General features: G+C 38.5%; 15 protein-coding genes. 10 read left to right on the top strand and 5 right to left on the bottom strand.

The genetic code is table 11. The annotated features are described in order from the left end of the window. The first annotated feature begins 377 nt into the window (after positions 1-377). The 5 genes from tig (at position 378) to D9O48_RS18905 (ending at position 4,888) form a co-directional block, all read left to right on the top strand. On the top strand, positions 378-1,763 hold the full coding sequence (tig, locus tag D9O48_RS01910) for a trigger factor (protein ID WP_126970030.1): 1,386 nt from the start codon (positions 378-380) through the stop codon (positions 1,761-1,763). Between the two features lie 311 nt (positions 1,764-2,074). Further along, positions 2,075-2,764: an ATP-dependent Clp protease proteolytic subunit gene (locus D9O48_RS01905; protein WP_126970028.1), complete on the top strand. Its 690-nt coding sequence runs from the start codon at positions 2,075-2,077 to the stop codon at positions 2,762-2,764. A gap of 33 nt (positions 2,765-2,797) precedes the next feature. Next, entirely contained in the window at positions 2,798-3,445 is a 648-nt protein-coding gene (locus D9O48_RS01900) for a ClpP family protease (protein ID WP_199750477.1), read from the top strand. Positions 3,446-3,456: 11 nt separating this feature from the next. Continuing rightward, positions 3,457-4,698, top strand: coding sequence for an ATP-dependent Clp protease ATP-binding subunit ClpX (clpX, locus tag D9O48_RS01895; protein WP_126970026.1), 1,242 nt, complete (start codon positions 3,457-3,459; stop codon positions 4,696-4,698). A gap of 16 nt (positions 4,699-4,714) precedes the next feature. After that, complete coding sequence (locus D9O48_RS18905; protein ID WP_199750476.1) at positions 4,715-4,888, top strand: hypothetical protein; 174 nt, start codon at positions 4,715-4,717, stop codon at positions 4,886-4,888. Between the two features lie 143 nt (positions 4,889-5,031). Here D9O48_RS18905 and D9O48_RS01890 read toward each other — a convergent pair whose 3' ends face one another. The 5 genes from D9O48_RS01890 to porX all read right to left on the bottom strand — a co-directional run bounded on the left by D9O48_RS01890 (position 5,032) and on the right by porX (position 9,820). Then, on the bottom strand, positions 5,032-6,171 hold the full coding sequence (locus D9O48_RS01890) for an acyl-CoA dehydrogenase family protein (RefSeq protein ID WP_126970024.1): 1,140 nt from the start codon (positions 6,169-6,171) through the stop codon (positions 5,032-5,034). A 78-nt stretch (positions 6,172-6,249) separates the two neighbouring features. Further along, positions 6,250-6,729: a ComEA family DNA-binding protein gene (locus D9O48_RS01885; RefSeq protein WP_233589146.1), complete on the bottom strand. Its 480-nt coding sequence runs from the start codon at positions 6,727-6,729 to the stop codon at positions 6,250-6,252. A 392-nt stretch (positions 6,730-7,121) separates the two neighbouring features. Continuing rightward, positions 7,122-7,892, bottom strand: a complete 771-nt coding sequence (locus D9O48_RS01880; RefSeq protein ID WP_233589145.1) for an MBL fold metallo-hydrolase — start codon at positions 7,890-7,892, stop codon at positions 7,122-7,124. A 9-nt stretch (positions 7,893-7,901) separates the two neighbouring features. Continuing rightward, entirely contained in the window at positions 7,902-8,180 is a 279-nt protein-coding gene (locus tag D9O48_RS01875) for a hypothetical protein (RefSeq protein WP_126970018.1), read from the bottom strand. 80 nt (positions 8,181-8,260) lie between these two features. Then, on the bottom strand, positions 8,261-9,820 hold the full coding sequence (porX, locus tag D9O48_RS01870; RefSeq protein ID WP_126970016.1) for a T9SS response regulator signal transducer PorX: 1,560 nt from the start codon (positions 9,818-9,820) through the stop codon (positions 8,261-8,263). 110 nt (positions 9,821-9,930) lie between these two features. On the opposite strand from porX, the gene D9O48_RS01865 reads away from it, so the two are divergent. The 5 genes from D9O48_RS01865 (at position 9,931) to D9O48_RS01845 (ending at position 15,328) form a co-directional block, all read left to right on the top strand. Further along, positions 9,931-11,148 carry an HD domain-containing protein gene (locus tag D9O48_RS01865; protein WP_126970014.1) on the top strand — a complete coding sequence of 406 codons (1,218 nt, stop codon included), beginning with the start codon at positions 9,931-9,933 and terminating at the stop codon, positions 11,146-11,148. Between the two features lie 40 nt (positions 11,149-11,188). After that, positions 11,189-12,238, top strand: coding sequence for a UDP-3-O-(3-hydroxymyristoyl)glucosamine N-acyltransferase (gene lpxD / locus D9O48_RS01860; RefSeq protein ID WP_126970012.1), 1,050 nt, complete (start codon positions 11,189-11,191; stop codon positions 12,236-12,238). A gap of 85 nt (positions 12,239-12,323) precedes the next feature. Next, positions 12,324-13,730 carry a bifunctional UDP-3-O-[3-hydroxymyristoyl] N-acetylglucosamine deacetylase/3-hydroxyacyl-ACP dehydratase gene (locus D9O48_RS01855; protein ID WP_126970010.1) on the top strand — a complete coding sequence of 469 codons (1,407 nt, stop codon included), beginning with the start codon at positions 12,324-12,326 and terminating at the stop codon, positions 13,728-13,730. Between the two features lie 118 nt (positions 13,731-13,848). Further along, positions 13,849-14,727: an acyl-ACP--UDP-N-acetylglucosamine O-acyltransferase gene (gene lpxA / locus D9O48_RS01850; RefSeq protein WP_233589144.1), complete on the top strand. Its 879-nt coding sequence runs from the start codon at positions 13,849-13,851 to the stop codon at positions 14,725-14,727. Continuing rightward, a complete protein-coding gene (locus D9O48_RS01845) occupies positions 14,711-15,328 on the top strand; it encodes an ABC transporter ATP-binding protein (RefSeq protein WP_126970008.1) in 618 nt (205 codons plus the stop codon). Before lpxA ends, D9O48_RS01845 begins: the two co-directional genes overlap by 17 nt. The last annotated feature ends 4 nt before the right edge of the window (positions 15,329-15,332 follow it).

Below are 15,332 nucleotides of genomic sequence, written 5' to 3'. Positions count from 1 at the left end.
TTTTTCATGAAAAACAACTGTTATTATAAGTATAAAAACAGTTAAGCTTATCAACGATGCGAAAATAATAACAAAGTGGGGGTGTGAAGATGGCAACCAGTAACCCAGGGTTATAATTGCGGCAACCAGCAACAGCAAAGCGCCGAGCGAACAGTAATATATCAGTTTAGTTTTCAATCAGCAGACGAAGGTTTAGGTAATCAATTTGTTCATTCTACACATTAAGATACAAAACTGAAGAAAATACCCAATACCCAATAAGTGGTATCACCTATCTTAAAAGGTTAAAAAACAGGCATAAAATCGTTAAAAAGCAGATGGGCTTTAATATGTGAACAAATAAACGTACTTTTGCCCCCCAAATTAAAAAATGCAATATGGCAACCGTTACAAGAGAGAATATTGGGCTGCTGAATGACAAAATTACCGTAACTGTCTCTAAAGAAGATTACCTTTCTTCATTTGAAAAGGCACTCAAGAACTATAGCAAAAATGCCAACATCCCGGGTTTCCGCAAAGGGATGGTTCCTGCAGGCATGATCAAAAAAATGCATGGTCAACCAATTTTTACTGATGAAGTATTAAAAGCAGTAGAAAAAGGATTGATGGATTATCTGACAAATGAGAAGTTGGAAATTTTTGCCCAACCTCTTCCTTCGAATGAAAACGATCCGAGCCAACTAGATATGAATCAACCGGGCGATTACAATTTCTCTTTTGAAGTTGGATTAAAACCTGAGTTTGAAGTAGTAGACGTTTCGAAAGAAAAGTTTACCAAATATAAAGTTACCATCACAGAAGAAATGATCAGCGACGAAATTGATCGTTTACGTCTTCGTCATGGTAACATGACTGAACCTGAAACAGTTACAGGTGATGATAATGTATTAAACGTATCTTTTGTAGCAGTAGATGAAAATGGAAATGCAGTAGAAGGTGCCGCTCCGAAAGACAATTCATTACTGGTAAAATATTTTGGTGAAAGCTTCCGTCCTCAATTAATGGGCGTTAAAAACGGTGATAGCTTCACCATTGATTTAGCAACTGCATTCGATGAAAAAGAAAGAGAATGGTTAATTGGTGATTTAGGATTAGACAAAAACGATCCGAACGCTACTTCTCAGAAATTCAAAATGACTGTAACCAAAGTTGGTTTTGTAGAGCGTGCTGAATTAAATGAAGCATTTTTCCAGGTAGCATTACCCGGTAAAGAAATCAAAACCGAAGAAGAATTCAAAAAAGCAATTGAAGCTTCTATCCAGGAGTATTGGGATAAACAGGCAAGCAATCACTTACAACACGAATTGTATCATGTTTTGTTAGATAAAACATCTATCGAATTACCTGAGCCTTTCCTGAAAAAATGGTTACAAAACGGTAGCGAACAACCTAAAACTGCTGAGCAGGCTGAAGAAGAATATCCAAGTTTTGCTAATCAGTTAAAATGGACTTTAATTACTGATAAATTAGTTCGTGAGAACAATATCGAAGTAAAACCTGAAGATCTTCAGGCATTTGCTAAAGAGCAATTATTCAGCTACATGGGTGGCATGGGTATGGGTGCTATCGAAGAACAACCATGGGTGAACGATTACATTAACAAAATGATGCAGGATCGCCGTTTTGTAGAGGATGCTTATCACAGAATCCAAACTCAAAAAATGTTCGATCATAGCGAAACCTTAGTAACAGGAAAAGATAAAAAAGTGAGTGTTGAAGAGTTTACTAAAGAATTAGAAAAACATCAGCATCATCAGCATTAACCGATAAATGATTCAAAAATCCCTCTCCAGTTTTGTTGGCGGGGGATTTTTTTTGCCCTCTCCGGCCTTTCAGGAAAATGACGGAACCAATGTACTGATCAGTGTCAGAAAACAGTTCACAGGATAACATTTGATTATTGTTAACAGTTAGAATAGCTACTACTTGTTCATGCTAAAATAGACCGATAATCTCCTCTTTTTCTGACATATTCTGCCAAAAAAACGATATTTTGTGACAAAATGGGCAAATCTGACAATTGCACGGTATTTGACTTCGTTTTACAATTGAAAACTATTAATCGTATTGGAATATGAACTTTGGTAAAGAATTTGAAAAATATGCCATAAAACATCAGGGTATTTCCAGCAATACACTGAATGACTTTCAAAAGCACCAGTTTGAAAATATGACTCCTTATATCATCGAAGAACGTGTAAAAAACATCACTATGATGGATGTTTACAGCCGTTTGATGATGGATCGTATTATTTTCCTCGGCTATCCTGTATCTGACGAGGTAGCGAACATCGTGAATGCACAGTTGCTTTTCCTTGAAAGTACCGAACGTAACAGAGATATTCAATTATATATCAATTCTCCGGGTGGTTCAGTATATGCCGGTTTAGGGATGTATGATACCATGCAGTTTATTTCACCAGACGTTGCTACGATCTGCGTAGGCATGGCCGGTTCGATGAGCGCGGTTTTATTAGCCGCAGGTGCTGCAGGCAAAAGAACAGCCTTAAAACACAGCAGAGTGATGATTCACCAGCCGAGTGGCGCAATTGGTGGACAAGCTTCTGATATTGAAATTACCGTTAACGAGATCAAGAAATTAAAAAGTGAACTGTACACGATTCTCTCTGACCATTCAGGCAAACCAGTTGAGCAGGTAGAAGAAGATTGTAAAAGAGATTACTGGCTCACTGCAATGGAAGCCAAAGAATACGGACTGGTTGATGAAGTATTGCTGACCAATCCTCGTAAAGAGAAAAAGTAATTTTATTCTTCATTGATTATTTAAACTTGAAATATGAGTATTCAAAAACATATATTAAACGGCTGGCATTTAAATGACGAAGAAGGTGATGAGGAAGAAGAACCAAAAGAAGAGCGCCCTAAGTCAGACATTATGATCTTCAGCAAAAAAGTTGAAGAACAGTTTTTTAAAACACGAAGCATTCACTTATGGGGAATGGTAGATGATAAATCTGCAAAAGATATTACTACCAAACTTTTATTACTGGATGCCGACCGTCCGGGTGAAGAAATTAAATTTTATATTAACTCACCTGGTGGTATTGTTACCAGCGGTATGGTGATTTATGATACCATGCAAATGATCAGCTCACCTGTTAGTACTATTTGCATGGGAATGGCTTACTCAATGGGTTCGATTCTGTTAAGCGGTGGTAAAAAAGGTAGCAGAAAAATCTACCCGCACGGAGAAGTAATGATTCACCAGCCAAGCTTAGGCGGATACCTGAGAGGAGTAAGTGCGGATCTGGAAATTCAGGCGATTCAAACGCAGAGAGTAAAAGAAATTTCTGCACAAATACTGGCAGACAATTGCGGAAAAACTTTCGAACAGGTAATGAAAGATTTTGACCGTGATTATTATATGGACGCCAAAGGAGCCATTGCTTATGGTATCGCTGATGAAATTGTTGAAAAATTATAAGCTTATTTTAAATGGCGAAATCTAACTTACAGTGTTCGTTTTGTGGTAGAAGCAGAAATGAAGTGAAGATTCTGATTTCAGGTCTTGACGGCCATATCTGTGAAAACTGTATCGAACACGCACGTGAAATTGTTTTAGAGGAGCAGGGTGTAAAAAACGATACAGATACAGCAACAGTTCCTGCTTATTCTGTGAATGTTAAAAAACCGAAAGAAATTAAACGTATTCTTGACGAATATGTAATCGGACAAGACCAGGCCAAAAAGGTATTAGCAGTGGCAGTTTATAACCACTATAAACGTCTTGGTTTTAAACCTACCGATGATGGTGTGGAAATTGAAAAAAGCAATATTGTAATGGTAGGCGAAACCGGTACCGGTAAAACACTACTTGCCAAAACAATTGCTAAAATTTTAAATGTTCCTTTTGCCATCGTTGACGCTACTGTTTTTACAGAAGCCGGTTATGTAGGAGAAGACGTTGAAAGTATTCTTACCCGTTTGTTACAAGTTTGTAATTACGATGTGGAAGCTGCTGAAAAAGGGATTGTATTCATTGACGAAATTGATAAAATTGCCCGCAAAGGAGATAACCCTTCTATCACCCGCGATGTTAGTGGTGAAGGTGTACAACAGGGATTATTGAAATTGCTCGAAGGTACAGACGTGTTGGTTCCACCGCAAGGCGGAAGAAAACACCCTGAACAAAAACTTATCAAAATCAACACGCAGAATATTTTATTCGTTTGCGGCGGAGCTTTTGACGGTATCGAAAAAGTAATTGCCAGCCGTTTAAATACCAATGCGATCGGTTTTAACGTCAACAAAGACGTTCAGGATGCAATGAAAGAAAATATGTTGCAATATATCAATGCAACAGACCTTAAATCATTCGGTTTAATTCCTGAACTGTTAGGGCGTTTACCAGTAGTAACCTATCTCAATCCACTGGACAAACCAACGCTCAGATCGATTTTAACAGATCCTAAAAATGCGTTGATCAAACAATACAAGAAGTTATTCAATATTGAGAATATCGAACTGGAATTTGAATTAGATGCCCTTGATTTTATGGTTGACAAAGCCGTAGAATACAAATTAGGTGCAAGAGGATTAAGAAGTATATGTGAGAATATTCTGAACGATGCAATGTTTGAATTACCTTCCAGCGACGAAAAAGTATTTATGGTTACCCGGGCATATGCAGAGAAGAAATTTAATAGTAGCGGACTTAAAGGCTTGAAAGTAGCTTAATACTTTTATCAATGCTATGGATGAATTAATAAAAAAATTAATGGCGGAAGGGTTAACTGAAGTTCAGGCTTATAAAGCAGTTGAAATCGTAAAAAACTTTGCGAAAGATAAGTTTCCGATTTTCGGCGGGGCCATTGATAAACTTTTTAATAAGTACGGGCCAAAAGAAGAAGATGACTTTATGCCTTAAATAAATGAAGAATTAGTAATTAAGAATTATGAGTTGAGAATGTAGAACAGAATTGAAAATCTCCATCAAATAGCAAGAGCCCCCAACAAGTTGGGGGCTCTTATGTATTATAAACAAGCAATCATAGACCAGGTAATTATAAATTATTTCAGTACTTCGCGCGCAATAACAATCTTTTGTATTTCAGATGTTCCTTCGCCGATTGTACAGAGTTTAGCATCACGATAATATTTTTCTACCGGAAAGTCTTTTGTATATCCATAACCACCAAATACCTGCACAGCGTCGTTCGCAACTTTAACTGCTACTTCACTGGCATAATATTTCGCCATAGCAGCTTCTTTTGTCATCGGCATTCCTCTTTCTTTCAATCCGCAAGCCTGGTGTATTAACATTTCAGCAGCTGCAATTTCTGTAGCCATATCGGCCAGTTTAAAGGAAATACCTTGAAACTCACTGATCGGCTTTCCGAACTGCTCACGTTCTTTTGAGTATTTTACTGAAGCTTCAAAAGCTCCTTTAGCGATTCCTAATGATAAGGCTGCGATAGAAATTCTACCACCATCCAATATTTTCATTGCTTGTTTGAAACCTTCTCCTACCTCTCCCAAACGCTGGCTATCAGAAATTACACAATGATCAAAAATCATTTCAGCAGTTTCACTGGCACGCATGCCTAATTTATTTTCTTTTTTGCCAGCTTTAAACCCTGGTGTTCCGCGTTCTATAATAAAAGCAGTAGAATTATCTTTTGCTCTTGGTTCTCCTGTTCTGGCAATTACTACCGCAATTTCTCCGGTAATACCATGAGTAATCCAGCATTTGGTACCATTCAATACCCACTCATCTCCATTGCGAACTGCAACAGTTTGCATGTTTCCTGCATCAGAACCGGTATTCGGTTCGGTTAATCCCCATGCACCTACACACTCCCCTTTCGCCAAACGCGGAAGATACTTTTGCTTTTGCTCTTCTGTACCAAACATCAAAATGTGATTCGTACATAAAGAGTTATGTGCAGCAACACTTAACCCTATCGAACCACATACTTTGGAAATTTCCTGTATAACAGCCACATATTCGAAATAACCCAGCCCGGCACCTCCGTACTTTTCGGGAACTAACACGCCTAATAATCCTAATTCCCCCATGGCTTTAAAGGTATCTATAGGAAAATGCTGCGCTTCATCCCATTCCATTACGTACGGTTTGATATGCTGTAACGCAAACTGCCTGGTCATTTGTTCTATTTCCTGAGTTATTTCGAATGTTGCTGTTTTCATATGTTTCAATCGTTAGAAGCCAGTACAAAGATGGTATTTTTTTTCGAAAAACTAACGTTTGTTAGTATATTTTTCTTACTAATCTCTTTTAAATTCGAGGTAATTTTTAAGCCTTTGAAGATCAACACCTTCTAAAGCAATTAGTGCTGACAAACTCTCATAATTACAATTCTCACCACAATGCTCCCTGAACCTTATCAGCAATTTAGCCAAGTTGTAATCTATATATGGATGTGAAATGAGTGCTTTAAAGTCAAGTGTCAAAATATTTAACCGCTTAGGCTTAAAGTCTGCCGTGATAAAAACGTTCAAAATCAATCTTTGGTATAACTTTTCGGACAAGCCATATACTTCCTTTAATTGTTCAGTTTTTACAAATCCACCCAACCGGTCACGATAGCGAATAATACGGCCAGCAAGCTTTAATTGGTTATGAATCAATATGGCCAGCTGCACACTATCCACACGATTAATGTCTAGTTTATTTTTTTGCGGCTTTGGTTTTACAGCAGGAAACTTAACCCACGGTTGCAGCACTTTATAAACACTATCAGTCATGCCCCAGAGTCGCTTTAAATCAACCGTATCCTTTAGCTTTCCTCCTTTCAGAAGATAGTTTTTTCAGTTTCGTAAAAGTGCTGCATCCACCCCGGATGTTTTCAGGCTGTCATAAGGGGGATTATTGGCATCAAAATGAAAATCTACAGCCCGTGATGCATTAACTGAATCTATTACAATAAAAGGAATATCCACTTTCTTTCAGTGAAAGTGATATCAATGCGGCATTCTTAATACAACCATTAACAGTAGTACAAGCACCAAAATGCCGATAGCTTCTTTTCTGCTATAGCTAAACCATTCACGATCAATCATTTTGGATAATCCGGGATTTTTTTGTATCTTAATAGTTAGGCCCGTTCTTATTTATACGAATAAAAACAAGTATCAGATTAAACGGTAAAATTTAACCCGTCATACGCCAGTTCTATCCCATCGGGGAGGGTAGGATTAACATCGGCATGTTTGCCCATCTGGTGAGAGATATGCGTAAAATAAGCCTGTGGAATTTGTAAAGTTTGCACGAGTTGAATTCCTTCTTCCAGGCTAAAATGTGAAATATGTGGTGACTGGCGGAGTGTATTTAGTACGAGTACTTCGCTGCCTTTAATTTTCTCGAGCTCTTCCGCATCAATCCTGTTAGCATCAGTGATATAAGTGAAATTACCGATACGGAAGCCCAGTACCGGCATTTTCAGGTGCCAAACCTGGATGGGAGTAATGGTAAGGTCACCTACCTGAAAAGTATCATTTTGTATCGTAAACATTTTAATTTCAGGTACACCGGGGTATCTTGTTTCATAAAAAGCATAAGGAAACTCACGGATGATACCTTCCTGTGTGAGTTCGTTTGCATAAACATACATCGGTTTTTGCTGAAAAAAATTAAAAGCCCTTACTTCATCCAACCCGGCAATATGATCTTTGTGCGGATGAGTAAATACGACTGCATCGAGTTTTTTTACTTTCTGGCGCAGTAACTGATACCGGAAATCGGGCCCTGTATCAATTACAATCGTAGTAGTAGCAGATTCGATGAGTACGGAAGAGCGCAGGCGGTTATCTTTAGGGTCTGTAGACTGACAAACGTCACAATCACAGGCCACCATTGGCACACCGCTGCTGGTACCGGTACCTAAAAAAGTAATATGTATCGGAGGCACTGCCACGAATTAAGCTGTTGGATTTTGTTGCGCTTTTTTAATAATATCCTCATAAATGGTTTTCGTAGCCGGACTTAAATCTTCTATGTCTACTTTTAGCTGAGGAATAATATCCAGTAAAGTATTAATACGTCCTTCAAGTTGTAAGAATTTGTTTAATACCACTACCTTTTTCTGTTCTAAAATGCAATATCCACTTTGAAAAGTACCTCTTTCATAACGAACAATGTACCCTGCTTCATCCAACACTTTCTCGATTTTATCTAAACTTGCTGCTGTTATTTTCATGAATACTATTCGCGATTAGTGATACACAAATTTAAAAATACTATAGCGGAAACCGGTTAAACTTTTCCACATGATATACCCTATTCTTTACTGATCATTTTAATGACCGGAACCACCATTTCTTCCAGGCTGATTCCGCCGTGTTGAAAGGTATTTTTGTAGTAGTTTGCGTAGTAATTATAATTGTTTGGATAACACAAAAAATTATCCTCTTTCGCAAAGATGTAGGAAGAATTTACTGTTGGAACGGGTAAACCGGCCAGTTTTGGGTCTTTAAATGCCAGCACATCTTTGTTTTCATAATTCAGGTTTCTACCGTGTTTATAACGTAAATTGGTGGTTGTTTGTTTATCTCCGATTACTTTCACCGGGTTTTTAACACGTACACTACCGTGGTCGGTACTCACAATCAGCTTAATTTTTTTGTCGGAGATTTTTTTGAGTGCCTGATACAGCGGAGAGTGTTCAAACCAGCTTCTGGTAACACTTCTATAACTGGTTTCATCACTGGCCAGTTCTTTCAGCACTTCCATTTCAGTTCTGGCATGGCTCAACATATCTACAAAATTATATACGATCACATTCAGGTCATTGTTCAACAAATTGTGAACGTTATTTACCAGATCCTGACCCTGTGTATGATTCAAGACTTTTGTGTAAGAAAATTTGAGATCTGATTTACGTAACCGTTTTAATTGTTCCTGAATGAAAATTTCTTCATTGAGGTTTTTGCCACCTTCATCTTCATCGTTCTTCCATAAGTCAGGAAACTTTTTTTCTATATCAATAGGCAGTAAGCCGGCAAAAATCGCATTCCGCGCATATTGGGTAGCGGTAGGCAGAATACTAAAGAAGCTATCTTCTTCCAGAATCCTGAAGCTTTCAGCAAAAATTGGCTGAATTGCTTTCCATTGATCGTAACGCAGATTGTCGATCAGAATAAAAAAAGTTGGAACACCAGGTTCAAAGTGTGGTAATACTTTAAACTGAAACAGTTGGTGCGACATTACCGGCGCATCTACTGCATTCGCAGAAACCCAGTCAGCATAATTTTTCGATACATATTTGAAAAACTCAGTATTAGCTTCGTTCTTTTGGGTTTGAAATACTTCTAACATTTCGGGGCTGTCGGCTTTTTCCATTTCCAGTTCCCAGTAAACTAGTTTTTTATAGATCTCAATCCAATCCTGATGCTTCGGGTTATCATTTAGTGCCATGAATAAATGACGGAAGTCCTGCTGATAAGCCGTAGTGGTTTTTTCGGCGACGAGTCGTTTATTATCGATAATTTTTTTGAGGCTTAATAGTACCTGATTGGGGTTAACAGGTTTAATTAAATAGTCATTAATCTGGCTGCCGATTGCTTCGTCCATCAGGTTTTCGGTTTCATTTTTGGTAACCAGAATAACAGGTATAGAGGCGTTAATACTTTTTATTTTTGAGAGGGTTTCAAGGCCGGTGATACCGGGCATGGATTCGTCGAGTAATACCACATCTATTGGATTTTGTTGCACAAAATCGATCGCATCATGTCCGTTATTCAATGCGTTCACCTCATAACCTTTTTGTTGTAAGAACATAATATGCGATTGTAAACTTTCCATTTCATCATCTACCCACAATATTTTTGCTACTGCCATATCCAATAATTTATAAACAATTTAGTTTTAAAAGTGTAATGTTTCAAATGTAAAAAGGTTTATACAAGGATTTAGCCAAAAAAATCGGAATTTTAACAAAATATCAGCGTATGACGCGAAAAATCATTAATGATCCTGTACATGGCTTTATTACGATTGATGATCCTTTTATTCTTGAAGTTATTGGTCACAGATATTTTCAGCGGCTGAGAAGGATTCATCAGATGGCTTTTGCGCAGTTAATTTACCCGGGAGCGGTACATACGCGCCTGCATCATGCTTTGGGTGCTTATCACTTAATGTGCAATGCCATCAATGAGCTACGCCTCAAAGGAATTGCTATTAACGAGGAGGAAGCGCAGGCTGCAAAACTGGCCATTCTGTTACATGATGTAGGTCATGGACCTTATTCGCATGCCCTTGAAAAAGTAATTATCAAAGATGTACATCATGAAAAGATTTCATTGCTGATCATGGAGTCATTAAATAAAACTTTTCAGGGAAGGTTACAACTGGCAATAGATATTTTTACGAACCGATATCACAAACCGTTTCTGCATCAGTTATTAAGCAGTCAGCTGGATTGTGACCGGATGGATTATTTAACCCGCGACAGTTTCTTTACCGGTGTTTCTGAAGGAGTGATCGGTTATGACCGTATCCTCAAGATGTTGACGGTAAAAGACGGTCAGCTCATGGTAGAAGAGAAGGGGATTTATTCCATTGAAAAATTTCTTGTATCCCGCCGTCTTATGTATTGGCAGGTATACTTACACAAAACGGTATTATGTGCCGAGCGGATGTTGGTGCGTACCTTACAAAGAGCAAAACATCTTGTTGAACAGGGGCATTTGCTTCCTACAGCCACTCCTACCCTACAGTATTTTCTGGAAGGCAAATCAAATATTGGTGCGAAAGCAGAAGATCTGGATGCCTTTTGCAACCTGGATGATTTTGACATTCTGACCTCGATTAAAATGTGGTTACATTATGATGATAAAGTATTGCAAACATTATGTGACGGACTGATTAATAGAAATTTATTCAAAGTTAAGTTCTTACAGGAGGCGCCGTCTGCCGACGAAATGAAGCAATTAAAAGAAAAGATTTCATCCACCACGGGTGTATCGTCACCTGATGTTGATTATCTGGCATTTTCGGGAGAAGTGAAAAATACCACCTATAATGCAGATGAGGAGAGAATACAGATTTTGTTCAAAGACGGAACCGTAAAAGATATCGCAGCGGTTGACAATGCCCTGATCCGACAAGAATTGTCAACCCCTGTTAAAAAATATTACCTTTGCCATTACAAAAATTCCAATTAGTCTGGAATTTGAAACACTTTTAAAGACAAAACTCAACAAGATGCAATTTACAGCCGCTCAAATCGCCATGTTAGTGAACGGTAAGATAGAAGGAGACATGAATGCTGCCGTGTCAGATTTTGGAAAGATAGAAGAAGCTAAAGAAGGACAGTTAGCATTTCTAGCCAATCCGAAATATGAAGATTACTTATACAGCACCAAAGCCTCTATCGTTATGATCAGTGCTTCACTGGAATTAAAGCAATCTGTAAATGCTACCTTAATACGAGTAGAAGATCCTTACAGTGCTTTTGCCGGATTACTGTCGAAATACCAGGAGATAAAAACACAACAATTAAACGGGTTACAGGATCCTCACTTTATTTCTCCTTCTGCACAACTCGGGAAAAATGTTTTTCTGGGTGCATTCAGTTTTGTTGGCGAAAAAGTAGTGATCGGTAATAATGTAAAAATTTTCCCACAGGTTTATATCGGTAATAATGTAGTTATCGGCGACGATACTATTATTTATCCGGGTGCAAAAATTTACCACGATTGTAAACTAGGCACCAATGTTATAGTACATGCCGGTACCGTAATCGGTAGTGATGGATTCGGATTTGCACCACAGGCTGACGGTACATTCAAAAAGGTACCGCAGATCGGCAATGTAGTAATTGAAGATTATGTAGAAATCGGTGCTAATGCAACGATTGACCGCGCCACTATGGGGAGTACATTTATCAGAAAAGGAGCAAAAATCGATAATCTGGTACAAATTGCTCATAATGTAGAAGTAGGAAATAACTCAGTGATTGCAGCTCAGGCGGGCGTGAGTGGAAGTACGAAGCTGGGTAAAAATGTAATGATTGGTGGACAGGCTGGTATTGTAGGCCATATTGTTTTGGCAGATGGCGTAAAAATCAATGCACAAAGTGGTGTGTCCAAAGCAATTAAGACACCCGGAGCAGCTGTTACCGGTAGCCCCGCCTACGACTATACCAGTGCTTTACGTGCACAGGCAGTAAGCAGAAACCTGCCGGATCTTGAAAAAAGAATCAAACAGCTAGAACAATTGGTTCAAAAACTTTCGCAAGAAAAATTAGTGTAAAACAACTTTTAAAATTCATCTATATACCGGCAAAGGAAGCAGATTAAATCTGCAAACCTTATCTTTGCCGTCTTAAACTTTTCGAATGGACGCGAACTTTAATCCTGACAAGCAACATACGTTAAAAGAGGCTGTAAGTATTGAAGGTACCGGATTACATACCGGAATCTTTGCAAAAATGATTTTAAAACCTGCCGCAACCGGTTTTGGTTATCAGTTCAAACGTGTAGACTTAGACGATCAACCGATTATCAAAGCTGATTGTGACTTAGTAACCGATACCTCAAGAGGAACTACTCTGGAAGTAGATGGTGTTAAAGTAAGTACAGTTGAACATATTTTAGCTGCATTGGTCGGTACTGGTGTTGACAACTGTTTAATAGAAGTGAACGGACCTGAAATTCCGATCATTGACGGTTCATCCGCTCCATTTGTTGAGTTAATTCAAAAAGCTGGTGTTCTTGAACAGGATGCTGTGAAAGAATGGTATGTAGTAGACGAAATACTAGCGCATTACGACGAGAAAAAAAGAGTAGAATTAACCATATTACCTTCTTCTGAATATAAAGTAACTACACTGATCGACTTTAATAGTCCGGTGTTAGGAACCCAACACGCCAGCCTGAAAACGCTGCGTGAATTTCCTGAAGAAATTGCACCCTGCAGAACGTTTTGTTTTTTGCATGAATTAGAGTTATTGCTACAACATAACCTGATTAAAGGCGGCGACATTAATAACGCAATTGTAGTGGTTGACAAACCGGTTACGGAAGCTGAAATGGAGCGTCTGGCAAAAGCATTCGGTAAAGACAAAATGGAAGTAAAAAGTGAAGGCTACTTAAACAACCTCGAACTTCGATTCCCAAATGAACCTGCCCGTCATAAATTACTCGATGTGATCGGTGATTTATCATTGGTAGGAGTTCCTATTAAAGGACATATTATCGCTAACCGTCCGGGCCATAGTTCGAATGTAGACTTTGCAAGAAAGATCAAACAACAGCTTAAAAAAAGCAGAAGCTTAAAGTCAGTACCATCTTACGATCCGAATACAACCCCGGTATTTAACATCCAACAAATTGAACAAACATTACCACACAGAACACCATTTTTGCTGGTAGACAAAATCATTGAATTATCAGATACTCATATTGTTGGGGTTAAGAACGTAACATTTAACGAACCTTTCTTCGCCGGACACTTTCCCGGAAACCCGGTAATGCCCGGTGTTCTCCAGATAGAAGCTTTAGCGCAAACCGGTGGCATTTTGTGCATAAATGCTTTACCAGAAGGACAATACGATACTTATTTCTTAAAGATTGATAACTGTAAGTTTAAGCAAAAGGTTTTACCAGGCGATACCTTATTGTTAAAGATGGAATTAATGGCACCGATTCGTCGGGGCATCTGTGAAATGAAAGGCACCGTATACGTTGGAAATAAAATAGTTACGGAAGCTGACCTGATGGCCCAAGTCATCAAGAGATCATAAAAATGTTAATTTATTAGCGGCACAAAATATTTTCATTATTATATTGTTAAATAAGAATAAAGTTTTTCTATTTTCGCTGATTAAATGACACGCTATCAAAAACAATAAAGTACATAAGATGATCGATCCAATATCTGGAATTGCTGAACCTTTCGGTAAGGATACAGGTCATACACTTAAGAACGTAAACACAATGATTCATCCTCATACGTATATTCATCCCAATGCCAAACTGGCGACGAATGTAAAGATTGATCCTTTTACTGTTATTCACCCAAACGTAGAGATCGGAGAAGGCACCTGGATTGGAAGTAACGTAACAATTATGGAAGGTGCGAGAATCGGAAAAAACTGCCGCATTTATCCCGGCGCTGTAATTTCTGCCTCTCCGCAAGACCGTAAATTTGAAGGCGAAGAAACATTAACTGAAATAGGCGACAACACTACTATCCGTGAGTTTGTTACCATCCACAGAGGAACAAAAGACAGATGGACTACCAAAGTAGGTAACGACTGTTTAATTATGGCTTACTGTCACATTGCACACGACTGTATCATTGGTAACAACGTTACCATGAGTAATAACTCACAGGTTGCCGGTCACGTAGTAATGGGTGATTGGGCATGGGTAGGTGGCGTTTGCGCAGTACACCAGTTTGTTCACATCGGACAACATGCTTTTGTTGCCGGCGGATCATTAGTAGGTAAAGATGTTCCTCCTTTTATTAAAGCCGGAAGAAGTCCTCTAAGCTATGCAGGTGTAAACTCTGTAGGCTTAAAACGAAGAGGTTTCTCTATCGAAAAAATCAATCATATCTTAGAAATATACCGCGTGCTTTATAATAGCGGTTTGAATACTTCACAGGCACTTGAGTTCTTAGAAGAAGAATTTGCACCAACTGATGAAAGAGACGAAATTGTTGCCTTCATCAGAGAAAGCGGAAGAGGTATTATCAAAAGAGCTTCAAAAGGTAGTGGCGATGAAGATATCGCTTAATCAAATAGGTAAACGCTTCAACAGAGAATGGATTTTCCGGAACTTTGTTGGAGCGTTTTCACATGAATACACTTATGCAATCGTCGGACCGAATGGTTCAGGCAAAAGCACTCTTTTACAAATCATTGCCGGAGCTGTTGCACACAGCGAAGGAAAGCTTGAATATGAGCTTCAGGGGCGCACCATTGCCCCGGAAAATATCTTTCAGCAAATTTCATGGGCAAGCCCTGCCATGGAGCTGATCGAAGAATTTACCGCTACAGAAATGCTGACATTCCATCAGAAGTTTAAACCACTTTTAAAAGATGTTTCGATTGAAGAAATGTTGTCGATCGTGAATCTGTCAGCAGCTGCCAATAAACAAATCAGGTTTTATTCTTCAGGAATGAAACAAAGAGTAAAACTATTACAGGCCCTCATGAGTGATGTACCTTGTGTACTGTTAGATGAACCTTGTATGAACCTTGATAAAACAGGGATTGAACTCTATCAGAACCTGGTTACTAAATTCAGAAAAGACAGGTTAATTATTGTCAGCTCCAATGACCCTCAGGAATATTTTTTCTGCGATAAAGAAATCAATATAACAGATTACAAATAGTGCT

It is taken from the genome of Gynurincola endophyticus (assembly GCF_003991195.1).
In the GTDB taxonomy this organism is placed as follows: domain Bacteria; phylum Bacteroidota; class Bacteroidia; order Chitinophagales; family Chitinophagaceae; genus Gynurincola; species Gynurincola endophyticus.
The sequence above is the reverse complement of the archived record's forward strand: the minus strand, read 5'-3'. Positions and strand labels throughout refer to the sequence as shown.

What these genes read in the sequence shown, in the direction of transcription:
- tig (WP_126970030.1), top strand. Translation starts at nt 378, where the DNA reads ATGGCAACCGTTACAAGAGAGAATATTGGGCTGCTGAATGACAAAATT.
- D9O48_RS01905 (WP_126970028.1), top strand. Translation starts at nt 2,075, where the DNA reads ATGAACTTTGGTAAAGAATTTGAAAAATATGCCATAAAACATCAGGGT.
- D9O48_RS01900 (WP_199750477.1), top strand. Translation starts at nt 2,798, where the DNA reads ATGAGTATTCAAAAACATATATTAAACGGCTGGCATTTAAATGACGAA.
- clpX (WP_126970026.1), top strand. Translation starts at nt 3,457, where the DNA reads ATGGCGAAATCTAACTTACAGTGTTCGTTTTGTGGTAGAAGCAGAAAT.
- D9O48_RS18905 (WP_199750476.1), top strand. Translation starts at nt 4,715, where the DNA reads ATGGATGAATTAATAAAAAAATTAATGGCGGAAGGGTTAACTGAAGTT.
- D9O48_RS01890 (WP_126970024.1), bottom strand. Translation starts at nt 6,171, where the DNA reads ATGAAAACAGCAACATTCGAAATAACTCAGGAAATAGAACAAATGACC.
- D9O48_RS01885 (WP_233589146.1), bottom strand. Translation starts at nt 6,729, where the DNA reads ATGACTGATAGTGTTTATAAAGTGCTGCAACCGTGGGTTAAGTTTCCT.
- D9O48_RS01875 (WP_126970018.1), bottom strand. Translation starts at nt 8,180, where the DNA reads ATGAAAATAACAGCAGCAAGTTTAGATAAAATCGAGAAAGTGTTGGAT.
- porX (WP_126970016.1), bottom strand. Translation starts at nt 9,820, where the DNA reads ATGGCAGTAGCAAAAATATTGTGGGTAGATGATGAAATGGAAAGTTTA.
- D9O48_RS01865 (WP_126970014.1), top strand. Translation starts at nt 9,931, where the DNA reads ATGACGCGAAAAATCATTAATGATCCTGTACATGGCTTTATTACGATT.
- lpxD (WP_126970012.1), top strand. Translation starts at nt 11,189, where the DNA reads ATGCAATTTACAGCCGCTCAAATCGCCATGTTAGTGAACGGTAAGATA.
- D9O48_RS01855 (WP_126970010.1), top strand. Translation starts at nt 12,324, where the DNA reads ATGGACGCGAACTTTAATCCTGACAAGCAACATACGTTAAAAGAGGCT.
- lpxA (WP_233589144.1), top strand. Translation starts at nt 13,849, where the DNA reads ATGATCGATCCAATATCTGGAATTGCTGAACCTTTCGGTAAGGATACA.
- D9O48_RS01845 (WP_126970008.1), top strand. Translation starts at nt 14,711, where the DNA reads ATGAAGATATCGCTTAATCAAATAGGTAAACGCTTCAACAGAGAATGG.